This is a genomic window from Streptomyces sp. SAI-170, from assembly GCF_049739565.1.
Classification (GTDB): domain Bacteria; phylum Actinomycetota; class Actinomycetes; order Streptomycetales; family Streptomycetaceae; genus Streptomyces.
Genome location: NZ_JBMGQD010000001.1, coordinates 5,714,708 through 5,735,916 on the forward strand (window position 1 = coordinate 5,714,708; position 21,209 = coordinate 5,735,916).

At 71.5% G+C, this 21,209-nt stretch carries 16 protein-coding genes; 5 read left to right on the forward strand and 11 right to left on the reverse strand.

Annotated features, from left to right (window positions below; translation table 11 throughout):
- Positions 1-90 precede the first annotated feature (90 nt).
- Positions 91-996, forward strand: coding sequence for a helix-turn-helix transcriptional regulator (locus tag RKD23_RS25620; protein WP_424855797.1), 906 nt, complete (start codon positions 91-93; stop codon positions 994-996).
- Between the two features lie 81 nt (positions 997-1,077).
- On the opposite strand, the gene RKD23_RS25625 is transcribed toward RKD23_RS25620, so the two are convergent.
- On the reverse strand, positions 1,078-2,469 hold the full coding sequence (locus RKD23_RS25625) for an MFS transporter (protein WP_424855798.1): 1,392 nt from the start codon (positions 2,467-2,469) through the stop codon (positions 1,078-1,080).
- Between the two features lie 77 nt (positions 2,470-2,546).
- Here RKD23_RS25625 and dusB point away from each other — a divergent pair, with 77 nt between their 5' ends.
- A complete protein-coding gene (dusB, locus tag RKD23_RS25630; protein WP_424855799.1) occupies positions 2,547-3,689 on the forward strand; it encodes a tRNA dihydrouridine synthase DusB in 1,143 nt (380 codons plus the stop codon).
- Between the two features lie 73 nt (positions 3,690-3,762).
- Here dusB and RKD23_RS25635 read toward each other — a convergent pair whose 3' ends face one another.
- The 3 genes from RKD23_RS25635 to RKD23_RS25645 all read right to left on the reverse strand — a co-directional run bounded on the left by RKD23_RS25635 (position 3,763) and on the right by RKD23_RS25645 (position 8,885).
- Positions 3,763-5,439, reverse strand: a complete 1,677-nt coding sequence (locus RKD23_RS25635; RefSeq protein ID WP_424855800.1) for a CDP-alcohol phosphatidyltransferase — start codon at positions 5,437-5,439, stop codon at positions 3,763-3,765.
- Positions 5,440-5,541: 102 nt separating this feature from the next.
- Entirely contained in the window at positions 5,542-7,482 is a 1,941-nt protein-coding gene (locus RKD23_RS25640) for a glycogen debranching N-terminal domain-containing protein (protein WP_424855801.1), read from the reverse strand.
- The gene (locus tag RKD23_RS25645) at positions 7,479-8,885 is read right to left on the reverse strand and encodes an MGH1-like glycoside hydrolase domain-containing protein (RefSeq protein ID WP_424855802.1); all 1,407 of its coding nucleotides are present in this window, start codon (positions 8,883-8,885) and stop codon (positions 7,479-7,481) included. Before RKD23_RS25645 ends, RKD23_RS25640 begins: the two co-directional genes overlap by 4 nt.
- A gap of 130 nt (positions 8,886-9,015) precedes the next feature.
- Between RKD23_RS25645 and RKD23_RS25650 the strand changes: the two genes are divergently transcribed.
- Together RKD23_RS25650 and ppdK are read left to right on the forward strand one after the other, a co-directional pair.
- Entirely contained in the window at positions 9,016-10,218 is a 1,203-nt protein-coding gene (locus tag RKD23_RS25650) for an ROK family protein (protein WP_424855803.1), read from the forward strand.
- 338 nt (positions 10,219-10,556) lie between these two features.
- Positions 10,557-13,343, forward strand: coding sequence for a pyruvate, phosphate dikinase (gene ppdK, locus RKD23_RS25655; protein ID WP_424855804.1), 2,787 nt, complete (start codon positions 10,557-10,559; stop codon positions 13,341-13,343).
- 214 nt (positions 13,344-13,557) lie between these two features.
- Here the strand turns inward: ppdK and RKD23_RS25660 are convergent, their stop codons facing one another.
- From RKD23_RS25660 to RKD23_RS25675, 4 genes are all read right to left on the reverse strand, one after another.
- Positions 13,558-13,788: a hypothetical protein gene (locus RKD23_RS25660; protein ID WP_424855805.1), complete on the reverse strand. Its 231-nt coding sequence runs from the start codon at positions 13,786-13,788 to the stop codon at positions 13,558-13,560.
- 7 nt (positions 13,789-13,795) lie between these two features.
- On the reverse strand, positions 13,796-14,260 hold the full coding sequence (locus tag RKD23_RS25665) for a hypothetical protein (RefSeq protein ID WP_424855806.1): 465 nt from the start codon (positions 14,258-14,260) through the stop codon (positions 13,796-13,798).
- A 193-nt stretch (positions 14,261-14,453) separates the two neighbouring features.
- Positions 14,454-14,936 (reverse strand): hypothetical protein, encoded by a 483-nt coding sequence (locus RKD23_RS25670; protein ID WP_424855807.1) that lies wholly within the window; start codon positions 14,934-14,936, stop codon positions 14,454-14,456.
- A 230-nt stretch (positions 14,937-15,166) separates the two neighbouring features.
- Entirely contained in the window at positions 15,167-16,327 is a 1,161-nt protein-coding gene (locus RKD23_RS25675) for an alkaline phosphatase PhoX (RefSeq protein WP_424855808.1), read from the reverse strand.
- Positions 16,328-16,548: 221 nt separating this feature from the next.
- On the opposite strand from RKD23_RS25675, the gene RKD23_RS25680 reads away from it, so the two are divergent.
- Positions 16,549-16,977, forward strand: coding sequence for an excalibur calcium-binding domain-containing protein (locus RKD23_RS25680; protein ID WP_424855809.1), 429 nt, complete (start codon positions 16,549-16,551; stop codon positions 16,975-16,977).
- Positions 16,978-17,051: 74 nt separating this feature from the next.
- On the opposite strand, the gene nirD is transcribed toward RKD23_RS25680, so the two are convergent.
- From nirD to RKD23_RS25695, 3 genes are read right to left on the reverse strand one after another with little or no spacing between them, the layout of a single operon-like run.
- Complete coding sequence (gene nirD / locus RKD23_RS25685; RefSeq protein ID WP_404035214.1) at positions 17,052-17,402, reverse strand: nitrite reductase small subunit NirD; 351 nt, start codon at positions 17,400-17,402, stop codon at positions 17,052-17,054.
- Complete coding sequence (gene nirB, locus RKD23_RS25690) at positions 17,399-19,999, reverse strand: nitrite reductase large subunit NirB (RefSeq protein WP_424855810.1); 2,601 nt, start codon at positions 19,997-19,999, stop codon at positions 17,399-17,401. Before nirB ends, nirD begins: the two co-directional genes overlap by 4 nt.
- Positions 20,000-21,202, reverse strand: coding sequence for an NAD(P)/FAD-dependent oxidoreductase (locus RKD23_RS25695; protein ID WP_424855811.1), 1,203 nt, complete (start codon positions 21,200-21,202; stop codon positions 20,000-20,002).
- Positions 21,203-21,209 lie beyond the last annotated feature (7 nt).

The following is a 21,209-nucleotide window of genomic DNA, read 5'->3' on the forward strand; positions in this document are numbered from 1 at the left end:
TGGGCCACCGCTCAGGCTGGTACCAGAGTGTCCTTGTCCTGGTACAAGGACTACCTGGCAACAGGGTCGGGGGCCCGGCACGATGGGGGCATGACGACCATGGCTGCCCAGGAGACCCCGGCCGCGCAGCAGGCGGCCTCGCGCCCCGCCGTCGCCGAGATCCGCCGGCACGAACTCGCCGCCTTCCTGCGCCATCGCCGTGAGCACATCACCCCCGAGCAGGTGGGCCTGCCACGCGGCCGCCGGCGCCGTACGCCCGGACTGCGCCGCGAGGAGGTGGCCCAGCTCTCCGCGGTCGGCGTCACCTGGTACACGTGGCTGGAGCAGGCGCGGCCCATCCAGGTCTCCGTGCAGGTCCTCGACGCCCTCGCCCGCACCCTCCTGCTCGACCCGGGCGAGCGCGCCCACCTCTTCCAGCTCGCCGGGGCGATCGACCCGACCCCGGCGACGGCGTGCCCGTCGGTGACGCCCGCGCTGCGGGCCGTCCTGGAGCAGCTGGAGCCGTTCCCGGCCTGTCTGCAGAACAGCCGGTACGACATCCTCGCCTACAACCGCACGTACGGGATGCTGCTGTGCGACCTGGACGCGGTGCCGGCCGAGGACCGCAACTGCATGATCCTCTCCTACACGAACGAGGAGTGGCGCTCCTCGATCGTCCACCTCGCCGAGGCCCAGCGGCTGATGGCCGCGCGCTTCCGTGCCGCGATGGCCGGGCATCTCGGGGAGCCCGCCTGGAAGATGCTCCTCAAGCGGCTGCGCGCGGAGTCCCCGGACTTCTGCGAGGAGTGGGACCGGCACGAGGTGGTCGCGCACCGGACCAAGCGCAAGGAGTTCCTCAACCGGCACGTCGGCCTGATCGTCGTCGACCACACCGACCTGTGGCTCAGCCCCGAGGTGGGCCCGCGGATGGTCACCTACGCGCCCGCGGACGAGCTGAGCCGGGAGCGACTGGTGCGGCTGCACGAGCTCGCGCTGGAGCGCGGCGCCAGGCCCTAGGGCGCGAGACCGGCCTCATCCGGAAGACAGGCCTGCGACAGGCCCTGGTCCGCGACACCGGCCAGATCCGGAAGACAGGCCTCAGCCTCGCGCGGTCTGCGGCTGCTCGCGCGGAGCCTCCTGCCCCCACACCCGGTCCGCCGTCCCCCGGGCCCAGCCCCCGCTGCTCGCCAGCCCCACCACCAGGACCGCCGCCCCGCAGCCCACCAGCACCCACCAGCCCGCCCCCGACGCCAGGACCGCGCCCACGACGGCCACGCCGAGGGTCTGGCCCAGTTGGCGGCTGGTGGAGGCCACCGCGGCGGCCACGCCTGCCTGGGCGCGGGGCATGCCCGACACCGCCGTGTTGGTGATCGGCGCGTTCACGAAGCCGAAGCCGATGCCGAAGAGCAGGTAGCCGGTGAAGAGGCCGGCCGTGGAGGTCTGGGCTCCCGCGGCGAACATGACCGCGCTGGTCGTCATGGTGAGGCCGGCGATCAGCAGGGGGATGCGTGGTCCGCGGCTGCCCACCAGGCGGCCCGACAGGGGTGCGCACAGGAAGGTCGGTGCGGCCATCGGGAGCATCCACAGGCCGGCGTGCAGGGCGTCGAGCCCCCGCTCGTTCTGCAGGTACAGCGTGGACTGGAACAGGAACCCGCCGAGGGCCGCGAAGGCGCTGATGGCGATCACCGTGGCCCCGCTGAAGGGAGCCGAGCGGAAGAAGCGCAGGTCGATGAGGGGTTCGGCGCGGCGGGGTTCGTACAGGACCAGTCCGGTCAGGGCGGCCACGGCCACCGCCGCGAAGGGCAGGACGGTCGCGAGGCCGGCGTTCGGGGCCTCGATGATCGCGTACGTCAGGGAGCCGAAGAGGGCGATGACCAGGAGCTGGCCCACCGGGTCGGGGCGGCGGGGGTGCGGTGCGCGGGACTCCGGGATGTGGCGCAGGGTCAGCAGGAGGGCCGCCAGGCCCACCGGCAGGTTGAGCCAGAAGATCGAGCGCCAGCCCACCGACTCCACCAGGACCCCGCCGACCAGCGGCCCCGCGGCCATCGAGATGCCGACCACCGCGCCCCACACCCCGATCGCGCGGGCGCGTTCGCGTGGCTCGGTGAAGGTGTTGGTGATGATCGACATGGCGACGGGGTTCAGCATCGAGCCGCCGACCGCCTGGACCGTGCGGAACACGATCAGCGCCTCCAGGGTCGGCGCCATGGAGCACAGGGCCGAGCCGAGGGTGAAGACGACCAGGCCCGCCATGAAGACCCGCTTGCGGCCGATCCGGTCCGCGGTGGAACCCGCGAGCATCAGCAGCGAGGCGACCACGAGCGTGTAGGCGTCGATCGTCCACTGCAGGCCGGAGGTGCTCGCGCCCAGGTCGGAGCGCAGGGAGGGAAGGGCCACGTTCAGGACGGTGACGTCCAGGCTCACGATCAGCAGGCTGGTGCAGCAGATCGCCAGGACGAGATGACGGTGGCGGGTGCTCGGCTCGGGCATGCGTTCCACACTACGCCTTTCAATAGTGCGCCTAACTAAAGACATTCCCAAGGTTCGGGGCACGGCACAATGGAGGCATGTCCACGCCCGCGTCCACGCTCACGATCGGACCCCACTCCGTCCAGCCGCCCGTCGTCCTCGCCCCCATGGCCGGGATCACGAACGCGCCCTTCCGCACCCTGTGCAGGGAGTTCTCCGGCGGCAAGGGTCTTTTCGTCAGCGAGATGATCACCACCCGGGCGCTGGTCGAGCGCAACGACAAGACCATGCAGCTCATCCACTTCGACGCGACCGAGAAGCCGCGCTCGATCCAGCTGTACGGCGTCGACCCGGTCACCGTCGGCAAGGCCGTCCGCATGATCGTCGAGGAGGACCTCGCCGACCACATCGACCTCAACTTCGGCTGCCCGGTCCCCAAGGTGACCCGCAAGGGCGGCGGCTCGGCCCTGCCGTACAAGCGCAACCTGCTGCGCGCCATCCTGCGCGAGGCCGTCGGCGGCGCCGGTGACCTGCCCGTCACCATGAAGATGCGCAAGGGCATCGACGACGACCACCTCACCTACCTCGACGCCGGCCGGATCGCCGTAGAGGAGGGCGTCACCGCCATCGCCCTGCACGGCCGCACCACCGCCCAGCACTACGGCGGCACCGCCGACTGGGACGCCATCGCGCGCCTCAAGGAGCACGTGCCGGAGATCCCGGTGCTCGGCAACGGCGACATCTGGTCCGCCGAGGACGCCCTGCGCATGGTGCGCGAGACCGGCTGCGACGGAGTCGTCGTCGGGCGCGGGTGCCTGGGCCGGCCGTGGTTGTTCGCCGATCTGGTCGCCGCCTTCGAGGGGCGTACGGACGACATCGCGCGGCCGTCCCTGCGCGAGGTCGCCGACGTCATGGTCCGGCACGCCACCCTGCTCGGCGAGTGGATCGGCGACGAGGCGCGCGGGGTCATCGACTTCCGCAAGCACGTCGCCTGGTATCTGAAGGGCTTCGCGGTCGGCTCCGAGATGCGCAAGCGGCTCGCGATCACGTCCTCCCTGGAGGAACTGCGCGCCGGACTCGACGAGCTGGACCTCGACCAGGCCTGGCCGGTCGGCGCCGACGGCCCCCGCGGCCGTACGTCCGGCAACAACCGGGTCGTCCTGCCCGACGGCTGGCTGAAGGACCCCTACGACTGCGCGGGCGTCGGCGAGGACGCCGAGCTGGACACCTCCGGCGGCTGAACAGGAGCTGGGGACAGCGCCGTACGCCTCCGGCGGCTGACGAGCGGCTGACGAGCGGGAGACGAGCGGCCGGTCAGCCCTTCGTCGGACTCGGCACAGACCCGTACGCCCGCAGGAACCGGTCGCGGAACGCGCTCATCCTCCACACCGGGGCCGAGTGCGCCGGCCGCAGGCCCTCCGTCCAGCCCCAGTCGTCGATCGCCGCCAGCACCTTCGGGTCCTTGGCGACGATCGACACCGGCACATCACGGCTCGCGTGGTCCCCGCTGACCCGGGCGATCGGCTGATGGTCGCCGAGGAACACCAGCACCGTGTCGTCGGTGCCGTACCGCTGGAGCCACTGGGTCAGGCTGGTCACCGAGTACTGCACCGACCTGCCGTACTCCCGCTTCGAGCGCGCCGAGTCGGCGATGACGTCCTCCGGGTTCAGGCCCGCCTTCTCGATGCCGTCGAAGATCCGGCCGTCGCCCAGCTCGTCCCAGCCGACCGTGCGCGGGATCGGCGCCCACGGCTGGTGACTGGACGTCAGGATGACCTCCGCCATCAGCGGCTTGTCGTGCCGACGGCCGTGCTCCAGGCGCTGGAACGCCTCCAGCGCGTACTGGTCCGGCATCGTCGACCAGCTGAACTTCGGCCCCTGATAGCCGAGATGGTGGGCGTCGTAGACATGGTCGAGGCCGTAGAACTTCGCCTCCGGCCAGCCCTTGCGCACCCCGGGCACGATGCCGACCGTGCGCCAGGCGCCCGTCTTCCGGAACGCCCTGGTGAGAGTGAGGTGGTCGCCGGAGGTGACCGTGCGATAGCGGGCCTGGTTGGCGATCCACAGGCCCGACAGGAAGGTGGAGTGCCCCAGCCAGCTGCCGCCGCCGTACGTCGCCGAGGTCAGCCAGCCGCTGCGGGCCCGGTAACCGGCCTTCTCCAGGGCCTTCGTGCGCGCGTCGAGCGTGGCCGTGACCCCGGGCGCGATGCCCGGGTCCTCGATCGCGCTGCGGCCGTAGCTCTCGACGAACGCGAAGATCATGTCCTTGCCGCGCAGGTTCGGCACCAGCTGCCCGGGCGGGGTCGCGCCGAACGCGTCGGCCCGCGCCTCCTGCGCGAACTCCGCCTCGTCCCGCAGGGTCACCTGCACCCGCCGCGCCTGGCTCAGCGCCGCCTGCGCCGCCCGGTCGGCCGCGAACGGCACACCGCCGATCTGCAGCCCGATCGCCGCGCAGGTCACCCACACCGTCCCGGCCACCAGCACCCCCAGGGACGCCTGCGAGCGATGCCGGTCCAGGGCACCGGCCAGCCGTACGGTGGCCCACGCGAGCAGGGCGAACAGGGCGCCGACCCCCGCGAGCGTGCCGGCCGTCGCGGCCAGCGCGGCCGTGCCGCCGAGGGTGTCCCGCAGATAGCCGTGGGCGTCGTCCAGCAGCTCCCAGTCGAGTACGGGGTTGAAGCCGCGGCCCAGATACTGCCGGAAGCCGATGTCCAGCACGTTCAGGACCGTCAGCGCGGCCAGCCCGACACCGATGGCCACCGCCACGGGCGTACGGCCCCGGCGCGGCAGGGCGAGCAGCACGATCGCGCCGATCACCGCCTCGCCGGGCAGCCGCAGAAAGCGCACCGGACGCAGCGCGACGAGCGCGTTCGGCAGCAGCAGGGCCCCCAGCACCAGCACGGAACAGAAGACCGTGACCGCGATGTGCCGGGTACCGCCCTTCGGCCAGAGGGCCTTCGGCCCGACGCCTTTCAGCCCAAAACCCCTCACCCGAGGTCCTTCCCCTACGACGACGACGGCGGACCCGGCACGGGGAGCCGGGCCCGCCGCCCCTTCGTACGGGGCGTCAGGGGACAGCGTTCAACCGAGGCGCTACGCCCCTCCCACCGCGGTCAGCAGCGCCAGCGGAGCCGCCGCCGCGCGGGACTCGCGGATACACGCGTACGGGAAGGGCACCGGCTCGGCGTGGGCCTCGCGGGAGTAGCCGGCGAGTACCTCCGGCAGCCGGTTGCCGGTCGCGGCAGCCGCCTCCACCAGGGCGCCCGCGACCGCACGGGCCTCGTCGTGCAGGCCGTAGCGGGCCAGGCCCAGGGCGATGAGCGCGTTGTCGTGCGGCCACACCGAGCCGCGGTGGTAGGACAGCGGGTGGTAGGCGGGCTGCCCCGCGGCCAGGGTGCGCACGCCCCAGCCGGAGAAGAAGTCCGGCTCCAGCATCCGCCGGCCGACCAGTTCGCCGTACTCCTTGTCCAGCAGCCCGGACCACAGCAGATGCCCGGCGTCCGAGGCGAGGGCGTCGACCTGGCCGCCCTCGCCGTCCAGGGCGAGCGCGGGGAAGGAGCGGTCCGGCATCCAGAAGTCGCGCTGGAAGCGGTCGCGCAGATCGGCGGCGGACTGCTCCAGCAGTGCCGCGTAGGTCGGGTCCTCCCACACCGTGCGGGCCAGCCACGCCGTGCGGCGCAGGGCGTCGTAGGCGTAGCCCTGGGCGCCCGCGGCCATCACCGGGCCCGTGGGGCGGGTGCCGTCGGCCCAGCAGATCGCGCCCGGGGAGTCCTTCCAGTTCTGGTTGGCCAGCCCGCCCTGGTCGGCGCGGTAGACCAGATAGCCGCGCGAGGTCAGACCGCCGTGGTCCAGCATCCAGCCGATCGCGGCGCGCGCGTGGGACTCCAGGCGGCGGGCGAGCACGGTGTCGCCGGTGTGCTCGGTGTAGGCGCCGAGCAGGACGAGGAAGAGCGGGGTGGCGTCCACCGAGCCGTAGTAACGGCCGTACGGCACCTGGTGGAAGTAGGCCAGCTCGCCGTGGCGCACCTCGTGCACGATCTTCCCCGGCTGCGCCACCGACGCCGGGCCGCTGTGCTCACCGGCCTGTGTGGCGGCGAGCGCGGGCAGGGTCGCGGCGGCCAGCTGCGGGCGGTACGGCAGCGCGAACAGCGAGGTGAGCAGCGCGTCGCGGCCCAGCAGGGTGAGGAACCAGGGTGCGCCCGCCGCCGGGACGCGCAGCTCCTCGCCGTCCGGGCCCCGCGCCGGGACCTGGAGCGCGGCGAGGTCGGCCAGGCCCCGCTCGCAGGCCGCGGCCAGCTCCGGCCACCCGGTCGGGAAGGCCATGCCCTCCACGAAGCCGGCCTCCAGCGCCCGCAGCTGTCCGTCCACCGCCGCCGGGGAGGCCGGCACCCGCAGCGCCCGCTGCTCGCCGTGCGGCCGGGCCATCACCCGCAGGGTGAGCTCGGCGGTGCCGTACGGCTCCAGGTCCAGCGTCCACACCAGGCGCCGGGCGCCCGTGCCGGTCTCCTCCACGCCGTCGGGGGCGGGCTCGGAGCTGACCGTCGTACGGGAGAGCCATTTGCCGCGCTGGTAGGTGAACTCCACGCCGTGGTCGAGGGCCTGGCGGTGGCGGACCGCGCCGGGCTTGGCGTAGGTGCGGTGGTCGGAGCGCAGCTCGAACTGGTCGGCGAAGTCGGCGTCGGCGGTGATCGCCAGGCGCAGGGTGGTCGGCACCGGGCGGTTGCTGGTGATGCGCACCGCTTCCACGAACGAGCTGTCGGCGACGGCCTGTTCCCGGAACAGCGTGTACGCGGCGGGCTCCAGGCGGCCGCCGCGCGGCACCAGGACACAGCGGGCCGTGTCCCCGTCGGCGACCGGGGTGAGCGTGTCGGGCACGGCCCCGTCGACCGTGAGCTGCCAGCGGCTCAGATGCCGGGCGTCCCGCACGAACAGCCCGTCGGGAAAACTGCCGCCCCGCACCCCGCTGATGTCGCCGCCGTCACCCACGGCGGCGAAGGTCCCGCCGTACACGAGCAGATGCTGCCGATCGGTCATGCCCGGTCCCCTCCCTTGTCCCTCATGTCCCTCAGGTCGAACGTCGGCGTGTGCAGCAGGTCCAGCGCGAGCGCGGCGGTCCAGCCGAAGCCGGTCGCCCCGCAGGCCTCGCCGGTGTACGGGTCGACGTACTCGGCGAAGCCGCTCTCGCGCGCGGTGTCCAGCAGCGCGCGGCGCAGGGCGTCGGCGTGCTCCCGCTGCCCGTGGAGGCGCAGGCCGCGCTCCAGCAGCCAGTTGGTGTTGAACCAGGCCGGCCCGCGCCAGTACCGGTGCGGGTCGAAGGCCTCGCCGAGCAGGTCGTAGCTCGGTGCGAGGCGGGTGGCGGTGCCGAGGCCGAAGTGGGGTCCGGTCAGGGTGCGCACCAGCGATACGACGGTGTCGCGCGGCAATGTCGGCAGGAGCAGCGGGACCAGCCCGGACACGCCCCGCTCATGGACGAGTCCGCCGCCGCGCAGGTCCCGGCACAGGAACTGGCCCGTCCGCGGGTCCCACAGCCGCTCGATCAGGGCCGCGGTGAGGCGTTCGGCGCGGGCGTGCCGGGCCGTGCCGCCGGCGCCCAGCTCGTGCGCGATACGGGCCAGCGCGTGCTCGGAGGCGATGAGGAGGGCGTTGAAGGAGGGGTCCTCGACGGCGAAGTCGCTGGGCCCGTCGGCATAGCCGCGGTCCCTGTAGTCCGCCGCCAGCCGCACGTACCGTCCGTAGTCCAGGTCCGTCGGCCGGTCCTCGGGGGCGCCGTGGTCGAGGTCGGCGCGGCGGAAGGAGCGCGCCGGGGCGGGGGTGACGCGGGCGAGCGGGGCGTCCCAGCTGGGGGCGTTGTCCATGCCCTGTTCCCAGGGGTGCACCACGGAGGCGAGGCCCCCGCCGCCGAGGTCGCGGCGGTGCAGGAGGTAGCGGTGCCAGGCGGCCAGCCGGGGGTGGAGACGGGCCAGGAAGCCGCGGGCCCGGGAGAGTTCGGGGTCGGCGAGGTGCACCAGCCAGGCGGCGAGCGCGTGCACCGGCGGCTGCACGATTCCCGAGGTCTCCACCCCGCGCGGGGCGCCCGCGGCGCGGCCGGCGGTGGAGGAGCGCCAGAAGTCGGGGCTCGGGAAGTACGCGTCGAGCGGCACCGAGGGGTTGAACACGATGTGCGGGACGCGCCCGTCGGCCCACTGGGCGGACAGCAGCGTCTCCAGCTCGGTCTGCGCCCGTAACGCGGACAGATGCCTGAGCCCGATCGCGATGAACGCCGAGTCCCAGGACCACTGGTGCGGGTAGAGGCCCCGCGAGGGAACCGTGGAGGTCCCCGTCCAGTTCTGCTCCAGCACCCGCGCCGCGCCGACGTGCAGCGGATGGGCGTGGAGGGCCGGATCGTATGCAACGGACGTTTCGGTCCGGTGGGCGATGAGCTGGGCAGTGCGATCCACTCGGGGCTCCCGCAAGAATGGCACGGGCGGAACTGTCGACCGGTTCGGCAGTGGCTACCGCAGGGTTACGCCTATTTAACACGCAAAACTCAATATGTAATGCAAGCTTGGGAAACACAAGGGGGTGTGCATGACTGCCAGGAGTCAGGCGAGTGCGGGCGAGCTGCTCGAACTGGTGCGCAGCGGACGCGCCACCACGCGCGGAGCGCTGCAGCAGGCGACCGGGCTGTCCCGGGCCACCGTCGGGCAGCGCCTGGAACGGCTGTTCCGCGCGGGCTGGCTGCGCGAGGGGGCGGGCGGTCCGGTGGACTCCCCGCTCGGCGGACGCCCCTCCATCACGCTTGAGTTCGACGACGAGCACGCGGTGGTGCTCGCCGCCGACCTGGACACCCGGCACGCGCGCGTGGCCCTGCTGTCGCTGACCGGCGAGATCCGCGCCGAGCGCAGCGGCACGCTGCTGGTCGAGGACGGCCCGGACGCGGTGCTCGACGCGCTGGGCCGCTGGTTCGCCGAGCTGCTGCCGCAGGCCGGCCACCGGCCCGAGGAGGTGTGCGGCATCGGGCTCGCGGTGCCCGGCCCCGTGGACAGCGAGACCGGCCGCGTGGTGCAGCCGCCGATCATGCCGGGCTGGCACGGCTACGACATAAGAGGCCGGCTGGCCAGGGCCTTCACCGAGTACACCGGCGCCGGGCAGGTACCGGTCCTGGTCGACAACGACGCGAACCTCATGGCGTACGGCGAACAGCGCACGGCCCACGCCGACTGCTCGGCGTTCGTCCTGGTGAAGGTCTCCACCGGCATAGGCGCGGGCGTGGTCGTGGACGGCTCGGTCTACCGGGGCATCGACGGCGGCGCCGGGGACATCGGGCACATCCGGGTGCCGGAGGGCGCGCAGGCGCTGTGCCGGTGCGGTTCCTACGGCTGTCTGGCCGCGGTCGCCAGCGGTGGCGCGGTGGCCCGGCGGCTGGCCGAGGCGGGGGTGCCGGCGGCCTCCGGCTCAGATGTGCGCGCTCTGCTCGCGGCCGGGCATCCGGAGGCGGTGGGCCTCGCCCGGGAGGCGGGGCGGCTGGTGGGGGAGGTGCTGGCGACCGTGGTGACGCTGCTCAACCCCGGTGTGCTGATGATCGCCGGCGATCTGGCCGGAACTCCCTTCCTGACCGGCGTACGGGAGCTGCTGTACCAGCGGGCGCTGTCGCGTTCCACCGCTCACCTGGACATCGTCACCTCGCGGCTGGGGGAGCGGGCGGGGCTGGTGGGGGCCGGGGCGCTGGTGGTGGAGTACCTGTACGCGCCTGCGCGGGCCGAGGAGCGGCTGCGGGCGCTCGGGGTGTGAGGCACGCTGGTGACAAGCGGGTTTCCGGTCCGGACGGGGGTCCGCATGGTGATATCCGGGTGCCTGTGACAGCGTGATTCTCGCCACCCATGATAAGGGTTGCGCTCAGATGAGCGGATCAAGCGCGACTGCACTTCCTCAAGGGGTGGCACTGAGTGCCACCCCTTGATCGTTCATCGATCGAAATCAGACGTGCTGAAGTGCGCTCATCTGAGCGAGAAACTCGGTCTGCGGGTGGTCGTGCGTTCAAGAGTTGAAAACAGCGCGGCTCGTTCGCTTACCAACCTTTGACTTTCGATCCGGTGGCGGACGACCGGTTACAGGCACATGACGCGCAAGTGGACGTACCCAGGTGCCTTCGATCTGGGTATGTTCCTCGACGTCAGGGCAGCCACCGCGTCCTCCAGGAGTTGGGACCCGTGTCGGAAATTCAAAAGTTCGTTTACGACTTCACCGAGGGCAACAAGGACCTCAAGGACCTTCTCGGCGGTAAGGGTGCAAACCTCGCCGAGATGACCAACCTGGGTCTTCCCGTCCCTCCGGGCTTCACCATCACCACCGAGGCCTGCAAGGTCTACCTCGACAGTGGCGAGGAGCCGGTGGCACTGCGTGACGAGGTGAGTGCGCACCTCGACGCGCTGGAGCAGCGCATGGGCAAGCAGCTCGGCCAGGCCGACAACCCGCTGCTGGTGTCGGTCCGCTCGGGCGCCAAGTTCTCCATGCCCGGCATGATGGACACGGTCCTCAACATCGGCCTCTCCGACAAGTCGGTGCAGGGCCTGGCCAAGCAGGCCGGCGACGACCGGTTCGCCTGGGACTCCTACCGCCGCCTGATCCAGATGTTCGGCAAGACGGTCCTCGGCGTCGACGGCGAGCTGTTCGAGGAAGCTCTCGACAAGGCCAAGGACGTCAAGAAGGTCACGGTCGACACCGACCTGGAGGCCGCCGACCTCAAGAAGCTGGTCACCACCTTCAAGAAGATCGTCAAGAAGGAGACCGGCCGGGACTTCCCGCAGGACCCGCGCGAGCAGATGGACCTCGCCATCAAGGCGGTCTTCGACTCCTGGAACGGCGACCGCGCCAAGCTCTACCGCCGCCAGGAGCGCATCCCGCACGACCTGGGCACCGCGGTCAACGTCTGCTCCATGGTCTTCGGCAACCTCGGCCCCGACTCGGGCACCGGCGTGGCGTTCACCCGTGACCCGGCCTCCGGCCACCAGGGCGTCTACGGCGACTACCTGCAGAACGCGCAGGGCGAGGACGTCGTGGCGGGCATCCGCAACACCGTCCCGCTCGCGGAGCTGGAGTCGATCGACAAGAAGTCGTACGACCAGCTGATGCAGATCATGGAGACGCTGGAGAACCACTACAAGGATCTCTGCGACATCGAGTTCACCATCGAGCGCGGCCAGCTCTGGATGCTCCAGACGCGCGTCGGCAAGCGCACGGCGGGCGCGGCCTTCCGCATCGCGACCCAGCTGGTGGACCAGGGCCTGATCGACGAGGCCGAGGCGCTCCAACGCGTCACCGGCGCCCAGCTCGCCCAGCTGATGTTCCCCCGCTTCGACGAGAAGGCGAAGGTCGAGCAGGTCGGCCGCGGCATCGCCGCCTCGCCGGGCGCCGCGGTCGGCAAGGCCGTCTTCGACTCCTACACCGCGGTGAAGTGGTCCCGCTCGGGCGAGAAGGTCATCCTGATCCGCCGCGAGACCAACCCCGACGACCTCGACGGCATGATCGCGGCCGAGGGCATCCTGACCTCGCGCGGCGGCAAGACGTCGCACGCCGCCGTCGTGGCCCGGGGCATGGGCAAGACGTGCGTGTGCGGCGCCGAGGAGCTCGAGGTCGACACCAAGCGCCGCCGGATGACCGTGCCCGGCGGGCACGTCGTCGAGGAGGGCGACGTGATCTCCATCGACGGCTCCAGCGGCAAGGTCTACCTGGGCGAGGTCCCGGTGGTCCCCTCCCCGGTCGTGGAGTACTTCGAGGGCCGGATGCACCCCGGCGCCGACGACGCCGACGAGCTGGTCCAGGCCGTGCACCGCATCATGGCCTTCGCCGACCGCAAGCGCCGCCTCCGAGTACGGGCCAACGCCGACAACGCCGAGGACGCGCTGCGCGCCCGCCGGTTCGGCGCCCAGGGCATCGGCCTGTGCCGCACCGAGCACATGTTCCTCGGCGACCGGCGCGAGCTGGTCGAGCGGCTGATCCTGGCCGACACCGAGGACGAGCGCGAGGAGGCTCTCCAGCAGCTCCTTCCCCTCCAGAAGAAGGACTTCGTGGAGCTGTTCTCCGCGATGGACGGCCTGCCGGTGACGGTCCGGCTCCTGGACCCGCCGCTGCACGAGTTCCTCCCCGACATCACGGAACTCTCGGTCCGCGTGGCCCTCGCCGAGTCCCGGCAGGAGCCGCACGAGAACGACCTGCGCCTGCTCCAGGCGGTCCACCGCCTGCACGAGCAGAACCCGATGCTGGGCCTGCGCGGCGTGCGCCTCGGCCTGGTCATCCCCGGCCTGTTCACCATGCAGGTCCGCGCGATCGCCGAGGCGGCCGCCGAGCGCAAGAACGCCAAGGGCGACCCGCGCGCGGAGATCATGATCCCGCTCGTCGGCACCGTCCAGGAGCTGGAGTTCGTCCGCGAGGAGGCCGACCAGGTCATCGCGGAGGTCGAGGCGGCGACGGGCACGTCGCTCAAGCTCTCGATCGGCACGATGATCGAGCTGCCGCGCGCCGCGGTGACGGCGGGCCAGATCGCCGAGGCGGCGGAGTTCTTCAGCTTCGGCACCAACGACCTGACCCAGACGGTGTGGGGCTTCTCCCGCGACGACGTGGAGGCCTCGTTCTTCACGGCGTACCTGGAGAAGGGCATCTTCGGCGTATCCCCGTTCGAGACGATCGACAAGGACGGCGTCGGCGCCCTGGTCAAGGCCGCCGCGAAGGCGGGCCGTGAGACCCGCCCCGACATCAAGCTCGGCGTCTGCGGCGAGCACGGCGGTGACCCGGAGTCGGTCCACTTCTTCCACGAGGTCGGCCTCGACTACGTCTCCTGCTCCCCGTTCCGCATCCCGGTCGCCCGCCTGGAGGCCGGCCGCGCGGCTTCCCAGTCGGAGGGCAGCGACCACCGCTGACCTTCCGGTGAGGGGCAGCGACTACCGCTGACCTCCCGCCGGAGGGACAGCGACCACCGCTGACCTCCCGCAAGCCCCGGAGCCGCCGCTGGTCCCCGACCCTCAGTACCGATCGGCGGCGGCTCCGGACCACGAAGAAGAGGCGGCACCCGTGCGGGGGTGCCGCCTCTTCGTGCTGCCTGACGTGCCTCCGGCGACGCGCTCCGCAGGATGCCTACCTGGACGCCGTCCGCGACATCCACGCCCGGCAAGCCCATTGGGAGACTGCGCCGACGACGAGGGACACGACGATGGCACCCGCGTCGATGACGTGCGGCAGGCCCGGGAAGAACGCGAAGAACGCGAGCGTCACGAGAAGGCCGGTCATGAAAGCGGCGATTCCCGCCCTGCGCCGCCGCGTCTGCCCTGCCTGGTCCAGCTCGCTTCCGTGATGTTGCTCGACCATGGCGGACTCACTTCGTGATGTTGTGGCACTGGCTCACACGTCGCACACCGCCGACGTAGAGGCGGGCGCAGGCTTTGCCGTAACGAGGCAGCGTCTGCGGATGGTTGTTCCGCATGGGGTCGATCTTGCACTCGCTGTGCGTCTTGCCGCGCGAGGTGCGGTAGGTCCGGTTGTTGGTGTCGGCGTAGGTGAAGTCGATGCGCCAGTTGCAGAAGCCGCTGTTGAGCGCACCGACGAAGCCGCAGTCGACGCCGGCGTTCTGGTAGGTGATCTTCTTGCCGCTCCCGCGGATGATGTGCGTGAACATGCAGCCGGTCGGGACCTTCATCGTCACGCCGCCCACGCTGTAGGAGAAGGTTTGCACAGGTGCCGAGCCGATGGCTGTGGCGTGTGCGTCCGTCGCGGTGCTTAAGACGAGCGCTCCGAGTGCGGCAAGGGCGGTGGTGAGGCGTGTGCCGTAGCGCGAGATCACGAGGTCCCCTTCGTCGGTATCTGGAAGGCACCTGGCACAACGGAGCATGATCGAGGCCGTTGCTGCGGACAGGGCGGTCCCACTGGCATGAATGATCAACCTGTGTCGCGGTTGACCAGCGGAAACGTTCCGCGTCGAGTTGGCCTCCAGTGCGCGCCGTCACCTCGTACGTGAGCGCGATGTCGCCATGGGTTCAGCCGCGGGCCGCCCCTTCGGGCCACACGACGTCGACGGGCAGCCCGGCCTCGCGGGCTTCGAGCACAGTGTCGGCGGTGCCCCCGCCCTTTCCGCTCGGGGGAGCCCCGTCCCATACGGCTGCGAGACGGTCGGCACGACGAAGGAGCTCGTGGTTGGCTTCCTCGTAGGCCGCACGGTTCGCGGTCTCGTTGTCGAGCACGATCACTTCGTCGGCGGCCTCGACGAGCCGGTCGAACGTCGCCGCATGGCCGGGCTTGACCTTGTTCGCCCTGTAGTCCTTCGACGGGATGATCGCGATGAGACGACCTCCCAGCTCCAGGACCACTTCGGCGAACAGGGAGTCGGCCCCCTTGGCGATGCACGAGACGCCCGTGAGGTCGCCGGAGTAGGGCTTGAGCGTCTCCCGCAGGGCGTCGCGTACCAGAGGCACGCTGCTGTCGGTCAGATCCATGTGCCCGGTCACGGCGATCGTGGTCACGTTGCTCCTCAGCTCGACAGGGCTTCGCGCATCCTGGCCCGCGCCTCGCCGACGGTACGCGAGGCGGACCGGCCCACCGTGTGCGCGGCATCCGGAAACCGGCACAACCTCACGTTCTCCGAAGTCTTCCTCGTTCTTCCGGACCTGTGAGCGGGGACGGTGGGGGGCTCGCGCGGCGAAGGGGCGGCACCTCGCCGCGGTGCCGCCCCTTCGTGTGTACTCACACGGGCTTACGACCGGAACGGCCCCGTCACCTCGTACGTGATGCCGCCCGAGGACGACCCGGTGGTGCCGCGCTGGCTCGAGAAGTAGAGGCGGCGGCCGTCGGGGGAGAAGGCCGGGCCGGTGATCTCGGAGGAGGACTGGCCGTCGATGCGGAGGAAGGGGGCGACGATGTCGTCCGGGGTGATCAGGCAGATCTCCATGTTGCCGCCGTCCTCGGCGACGTAGAGGTCGCCGGAGGAGGAGCCGGTGATGTTGTCGACGCCGGTGAGGGGGGCCGTGCCCGAGGTCACCAGGGAGTCGTCGTAGGCCAGCTCGTAGGTGCTGGTGGCGAGGTTGAGCTGCCAGACGCGGTTGTCGCCCTTGGTGGTGAACCACACCGTGTCGTCGGCGTAGTGGCAGCCCTCGCCGCCGTTGAAGGACTTCGACCCCGAGACCTGGGTGCGGGTGGTGGTCGGGGAGCCGTCCGGGTCGGGTACGTTCGCCCAGCTGAAGGACCCGGAGGTGCCGGAGCCGGCGACCATGACCTGGAGGGTGCCGGAGGAGAGGTTGCCCCAGGTGGTGGGGACGAAGCGGTAGAAGCGGCCGTCCGTCTCGTCCTCGGTCAGGTAGACGACCTTGCGCACCGGGTCGGCGGCAGCCGCCTCGTGCTTGAAGCGGCCCATCGCCGGCCGCTGCACGGCCGCGTTCACGCCGAACGGGTCCGTCTCGTAGACGTAGCCGAGCGACACCTCCTCGCAGGACAGCCAGGTGTTCCACGGGGTCTTGCCGCCCGCGCAGTTCTGCCGGGTGTTGGACAGGATCCGGTACGCGCCGGTGATCTGGCCGGTCGAGGAGAATCTGACCGCGCTCGCGCCGCCGCCGGGGTTGATCTCCGAGTTGGAGACGTAGATCCAGCCCGTGCCGTTGGCGTAGCAGGCGCCGCCGTCGGGGGCGTTGTGCCAGGTGTAGGAGGTGCCGGAGACCGTCTGGCCCGACCGGGCGACGACCCGGCTGGTGAAGCCGCTGGGGAGCCGGATGCCGTTGGCGTCCGGGGAGCCGAGGGACCCGTAGGGGCCGGTGCCGGGCTGGGCCGGGGCCGCGTAGGCGGCGCCCCGCCACAGGGTCCCGCCGAAGACGGCGGAGGACCCGCCGAGGAGGGCCGCACGCAGGACAGTACGACGTTCCACGTTCACTCCAAGAGGGTGCCGTGACCGCCCGCCGTCGGGCAGACGACGGGGCCGTGCGCTGATGGACCCTAGGGGAGCGCGGTTGACGGGCCATGGACAACCCATGACGCTCCGCCGTACGGCAGATCCCTCACGCGCGGTCACGAAACCATTACACGTCCTTCACAAGCGGGGGCGCGGCCGTACGGTCGTCCCCTGATCCGACACCCGTGGGGGGCCACATGAACAAGCCTTGCAAGCGCTCTGTGCTGTCCGTCCTCGCCCTCGCCCTCCTCCTCGGAGTCGGCGCGTGCGGGAGCGGCGACGGCGATGACGGCGATACGGCGACCGATGCCAAGGCCCTTGCGGCCTCGGCCGCGCCCACGGTCACCGTCACCGCGACCGCCACGGTCACCGAGACCCCGGCCGCCGCCGAGCCGGAGCCGGCCGTCACCGTCACGCGGACGGTCCGGGTCAAGGAGACCGTTCGGGTGACACGGACCGTCACCGCCGAGCCCGTCGAGGACTACGGCAGCGACGACTCGGGCGGCTCCGTCTCCTACGACAACTGCAGCGAGGCCCGCGCCGCCGGTGCCGCGCCCGTGTACGCGGGCGACCCCGGCTACGGCAGCCACCTGGACCGCGACGGCGACGGGGTCGGCTGCGAGTGAGAACGCCGCGAGGCGCGCACCCGGTCGGCGTCGGGTGCGCGCCTCGCGGCGGGCCGAAAAGGATCCAGAAGGATTCAGTACGTACGGACCTCGTACGTCGTCACCCGTACCGCGTCGTCGTCCAGGCAGACACCCGTCTCCAGGTCGAAGCGCTGCTTCAGGAGCGGCGAGGCGACGTAGATGCGGCCCTCGTGGGTGCCGGTGAGGCCGCGGGAGAGGACGGCCGCGCCGTTGAAGGGGTCGCGGTTGTCGATGGCGTACAGGCGGCCGGAGCGGTCGCGGAAGAGGGCGACCTGGTTGCCGTCGGGGAGCAGCGCGGCCACGCCCCGGCCCGGCAGCAGCCGGCTCAGATCGCAGACGGTCAGCCAGTCACCGGCGAGCTGGATCTGGACCTTCAGGTCGGTCGTCTCGGGTGCCAGGGTCATCGCTGGGCGCTTCCTTCCAGGGGACGGTGGCCGATGGTCAGCAGCGGCAGGTCGGGCTTGATCTGGTCGCGCTCGGGGACGAAGCCGACGACCGGGTCGGGGGTGTCGGGCGCGTTCACGAAGGACACGAACCGGGCGAGCTTCTCGGGGTCCTGGATGGTCTCGGCCCACTCGTCGCGGTAGTTGGCGACGTGGTCGGCCATCAGCGACTCCAGCTCCTCGCAGATGCCGAGGGAGTCCTCGACGACCACGTCACGGACGTGGTCCAGGCCGCCCGGGATGCGGTCCAGCCAGGTGGAGGTGCGCTCCAGGCGGTCGGCGGTGCGGATGTAGAACATCAGGAACCGGTCGATCAGGCGGATCAGTTCCTCGTCGGTGAGGTCCTGCGCGAGCAGGTCCGCGTGGCGCGGGGTCGCGCCGCCGTTGCCGCCGACGTAGAGGTTCCAGCCGTTGGAGGTGGCGATGATGCCGAAGTCCTTCGACTGGGCCTCCGCGCACTCGCGGGCGCAGCCCGACACGGCCGACTTCAGCTTGTGCGGGGAGCGCAGGCCGCGGTAGCGCAGCTCCAGGTCGATCGCCATGCGGACCGAGTCCTGCTGGCCGTAGCGGCACCAGGTCTCGCCGACGCAGGACTTCACCGTGCGCAGCGCCTTGCCGTAGGCGTGGCCGGACTCGAAGCCGGCGTCCACGAGGCGGGTCCAGATCAGCGGCAGCTGCTCGACGCGGGCGCCGAACATATCGATGCGCTGACCTCCGGTGATCTTCGTGTAGAGACCGAAGTCCCGGGCGATCTCGCCGATCACGATGAGTTTCTCGGGAGTGATCTCACCGCCGGCGATACGAGGGACGACGGAGTACGAGCCGTTCTTCTGGAGGTTGGCCAGAAAGTGGTCGTTGCTGTCCTGCAGCGCGGCCTGCTCGCCGTCCAGGACATAGCCGCTCGCGCCGATCGTCGGGGCGAGGGAGGCGATGATCGAGCCGACCGCGGGCTTGCAGATCTCGCAGCCGTCGCCGCCGCGGGCCTCCTCGCGGCCGTAGCGGTCGAGCAGCTCCTGGTAGGAGTTGATGCGCAGCGCCAGGACGATCTCGTACAGCTCCTCGCGGGTCTGCGAGAAGTCGCCGCACAGGCCCTTGTCGACCTCGACGCCGCTCGCCTCCAGCTCGGCGTCCACGAGCTGGCCGAGGACCTTGATGCAACTGCCGCAGCCCGTACCGGCCTTGGTGCACTTCTTCACCTCGGGCACGGAGGTGCACTGGTGGTCGGTGACCGCGCCGCGGATCTGGCCCTTGGTGACGTTGTGGCAGGAGCAGATGATCGCCTCGTCCGGCAGCGCGGTCGGGCCGAGCTGGGCGGACTCGCCCGCACCGGCCGGCAGCACCAGGCTCTCCGGCGCGATCGGCGGGACCGTACCGGTCAGCGCGCGCAGCGTGCCGTACGCCTCCGCGTCGCCGACCAGGATGCCGCCGAGCAGCGTGCCGTCGCTGGCGATGACCAGCTTCTTGTACAGGCCCGAGCGGGAGTCGGAGTAGACGACGTCCAGGGAGTCCTCGGCGGCGCCGTGCGCGTCACCGAAGGACGCCACGTCCACGCCGAGCAGCTTCAGCTTCGTCGACAGGTCGGCGCCGGTGAAGGAGGCCTCGTCGGCGGCGATGGTCGCGGCGGCGGTCTTCGCCTGCTCGTAGCCGGGGGCGACCAGGCCGTACACCCGGCCGTCGGCGGCCAGCGCGCACTCGCCGATCGCGAACACGCTCGGGTCGGTGACCGTACGGCACTGCTCGTCGACCGAGATGCCGCCGCGCTCGCCGACCGCGAGGCCGCTCTCGCGGGCCAGCTGGTCGCGGGGGCGGACACCGGCGCTGAACACCACCAGGTCCACGGAGAGTTCGGAGCCGTCGGACAGCTTCATGCCGGTGACGGCGCCGTCCTCGCCGACCACGATCTCCTGCGTGCCCACCCCGGTGTGGACGGTGAGGCCCATGCCCTCGATGGTGCGCAGCAGGGCCGCGCCGCCGCCCTCGTCGACCTGCACCGGCATCAGCCGGGGCGCGAACTCCACGATGTGGCTGTCCAGTCCGAGGCCCTTGAGCGCGCCCGCGGCCTCCAGACCGAGCAGACCGCCACCGACGACCGCGCCGGTCGTACGGGTCTTGGCGTACTCCTCGATGGCGAGGAGGTCCTCGATCGTGCGGTACACGAAACAGCCGGCGGCGTCCTTGTTCGGCACCGGCGGCACGAACGGATAGGAGCCGGTGGCCAGCACCAGGTAGTCGTACGCGACGACCAGACCCGAGCGGGCCGTGACCGTCTTGGCCTCACGGTCGATCGTCTCCGCCGGGTCGCCCAGGTGCAGCTCGATGCCGTTGTCCTTGATGAACTCCATGTCCGTCATGGACAGTTCCTCGGGCGAGGTGCCCGAGAAGTACGAGGTGAGGTGCACGCGGTCGTACGCGGGGCGGGGCTCCTCGCACAGCACCACCACGCGGTGGTTCGCGGTCAGGCCGCGCTCGGCGAGCGACTCCAGGAAGCGCTGGCCGACCATGCCGTGGCCGACGAGCACGATCGTGGGAGTGGGGGTGGCCCCCGGGGTGGCGGACATTCAGGAGCCTCCATCGTTGGTGAGCAGGTGGAGCAGAGGGCCGTCGTCGGGGAGCGGCTCTGCTCCCTCCCAGGCGCGCGCCAGCGCGCCCACGGTGCCCAGTTCGCCGACGAGAACCCCGCCGACCAGGCGGTCGTCGCGGACGACGACCTTGCGGTAGGTGCCGCGGGTGGCGTCGGCGAGCTGCACGACGTCGTCCCCGGGCTGCGGCACGGTCTCGCCGAACGCGGCGAGGTCCAGGCCGGTCAGGGTGAGCCGGGTGAGGGAGCGGGTGCCGCGGTAGCGGGCGGCCGACCGGCCGGCGAGCAACTCGGCGAGCACGTCGGCCTGTTCCAGCGCGGGGGCGGCGAGGCCGTAGATCTCGCCGTCGTGCTGGGTGCAGTCGCCGATCGCGAAGATGTGCGGGTCGGAGGTGCGCAGCTCGTCGTCGACGAGGATGCCCTTGTGCACGGAGAGTCCGGCGTCCTTGGCGAGGCCCACCCGCGGGTGGACGCCGCAGGCCAGGACGACGATGTCGGCGTCGAGGGCGTATCCGTCGGCCATCTCCACCGAGCGGACCGCGCCGCCGACGCAGCGCACGTCACGCACCCGGCACTCGGTGTGCACCTCGACGCCGAGGCCGGTCAGATGCCGGCGGACGAGCTTGGAGGCGGCCGGGTCGAGCTGGCGCTCCATGAGCCGCTCGGACTGCTGGGCGAGCACCACCTGGGCGCCGCGCAGGGCGAGCGCGCGGGCGGCCGACACACCGAGGAGCCCGCCGCCGATCACGACGGCCTTGGTGCCGGGCCGTACCGCCTTGGACAGGCCCAGGCAGTCGTCCATGGTCCGGAACGCGTGCACGCCCTCGGGCAGCACATGGTCCGGGGTGAACAGGCCCCGCAGCGGCGGCAGCACCGGGTTGGAGCCGGTGGCCAGGACCAGCGTGTCGTATGCGATCTCCGAGCCGTCCGCGCACGCCAGCGTCCGCGCGGCCCGGTCGATACCGGTCACCCGGGCCCGCACCAGGTCCGCCGGGGCGGGCAGCGCGATCACATCGGGGCTGTACCGTCCGGCCAGCACCTCGGCGAGCAGCACCCGGTTGTAGGGCCGGTGCTCCTCCTCGCCGACGAGCGTCACGGGCGTGCCCAGCTCACCGAGCCGCCGGGCGAGCCGTACGCCCGCGAGGCCGGCGCCGATCACCACCACACGCGAATTCGAGGTCATGGCATCG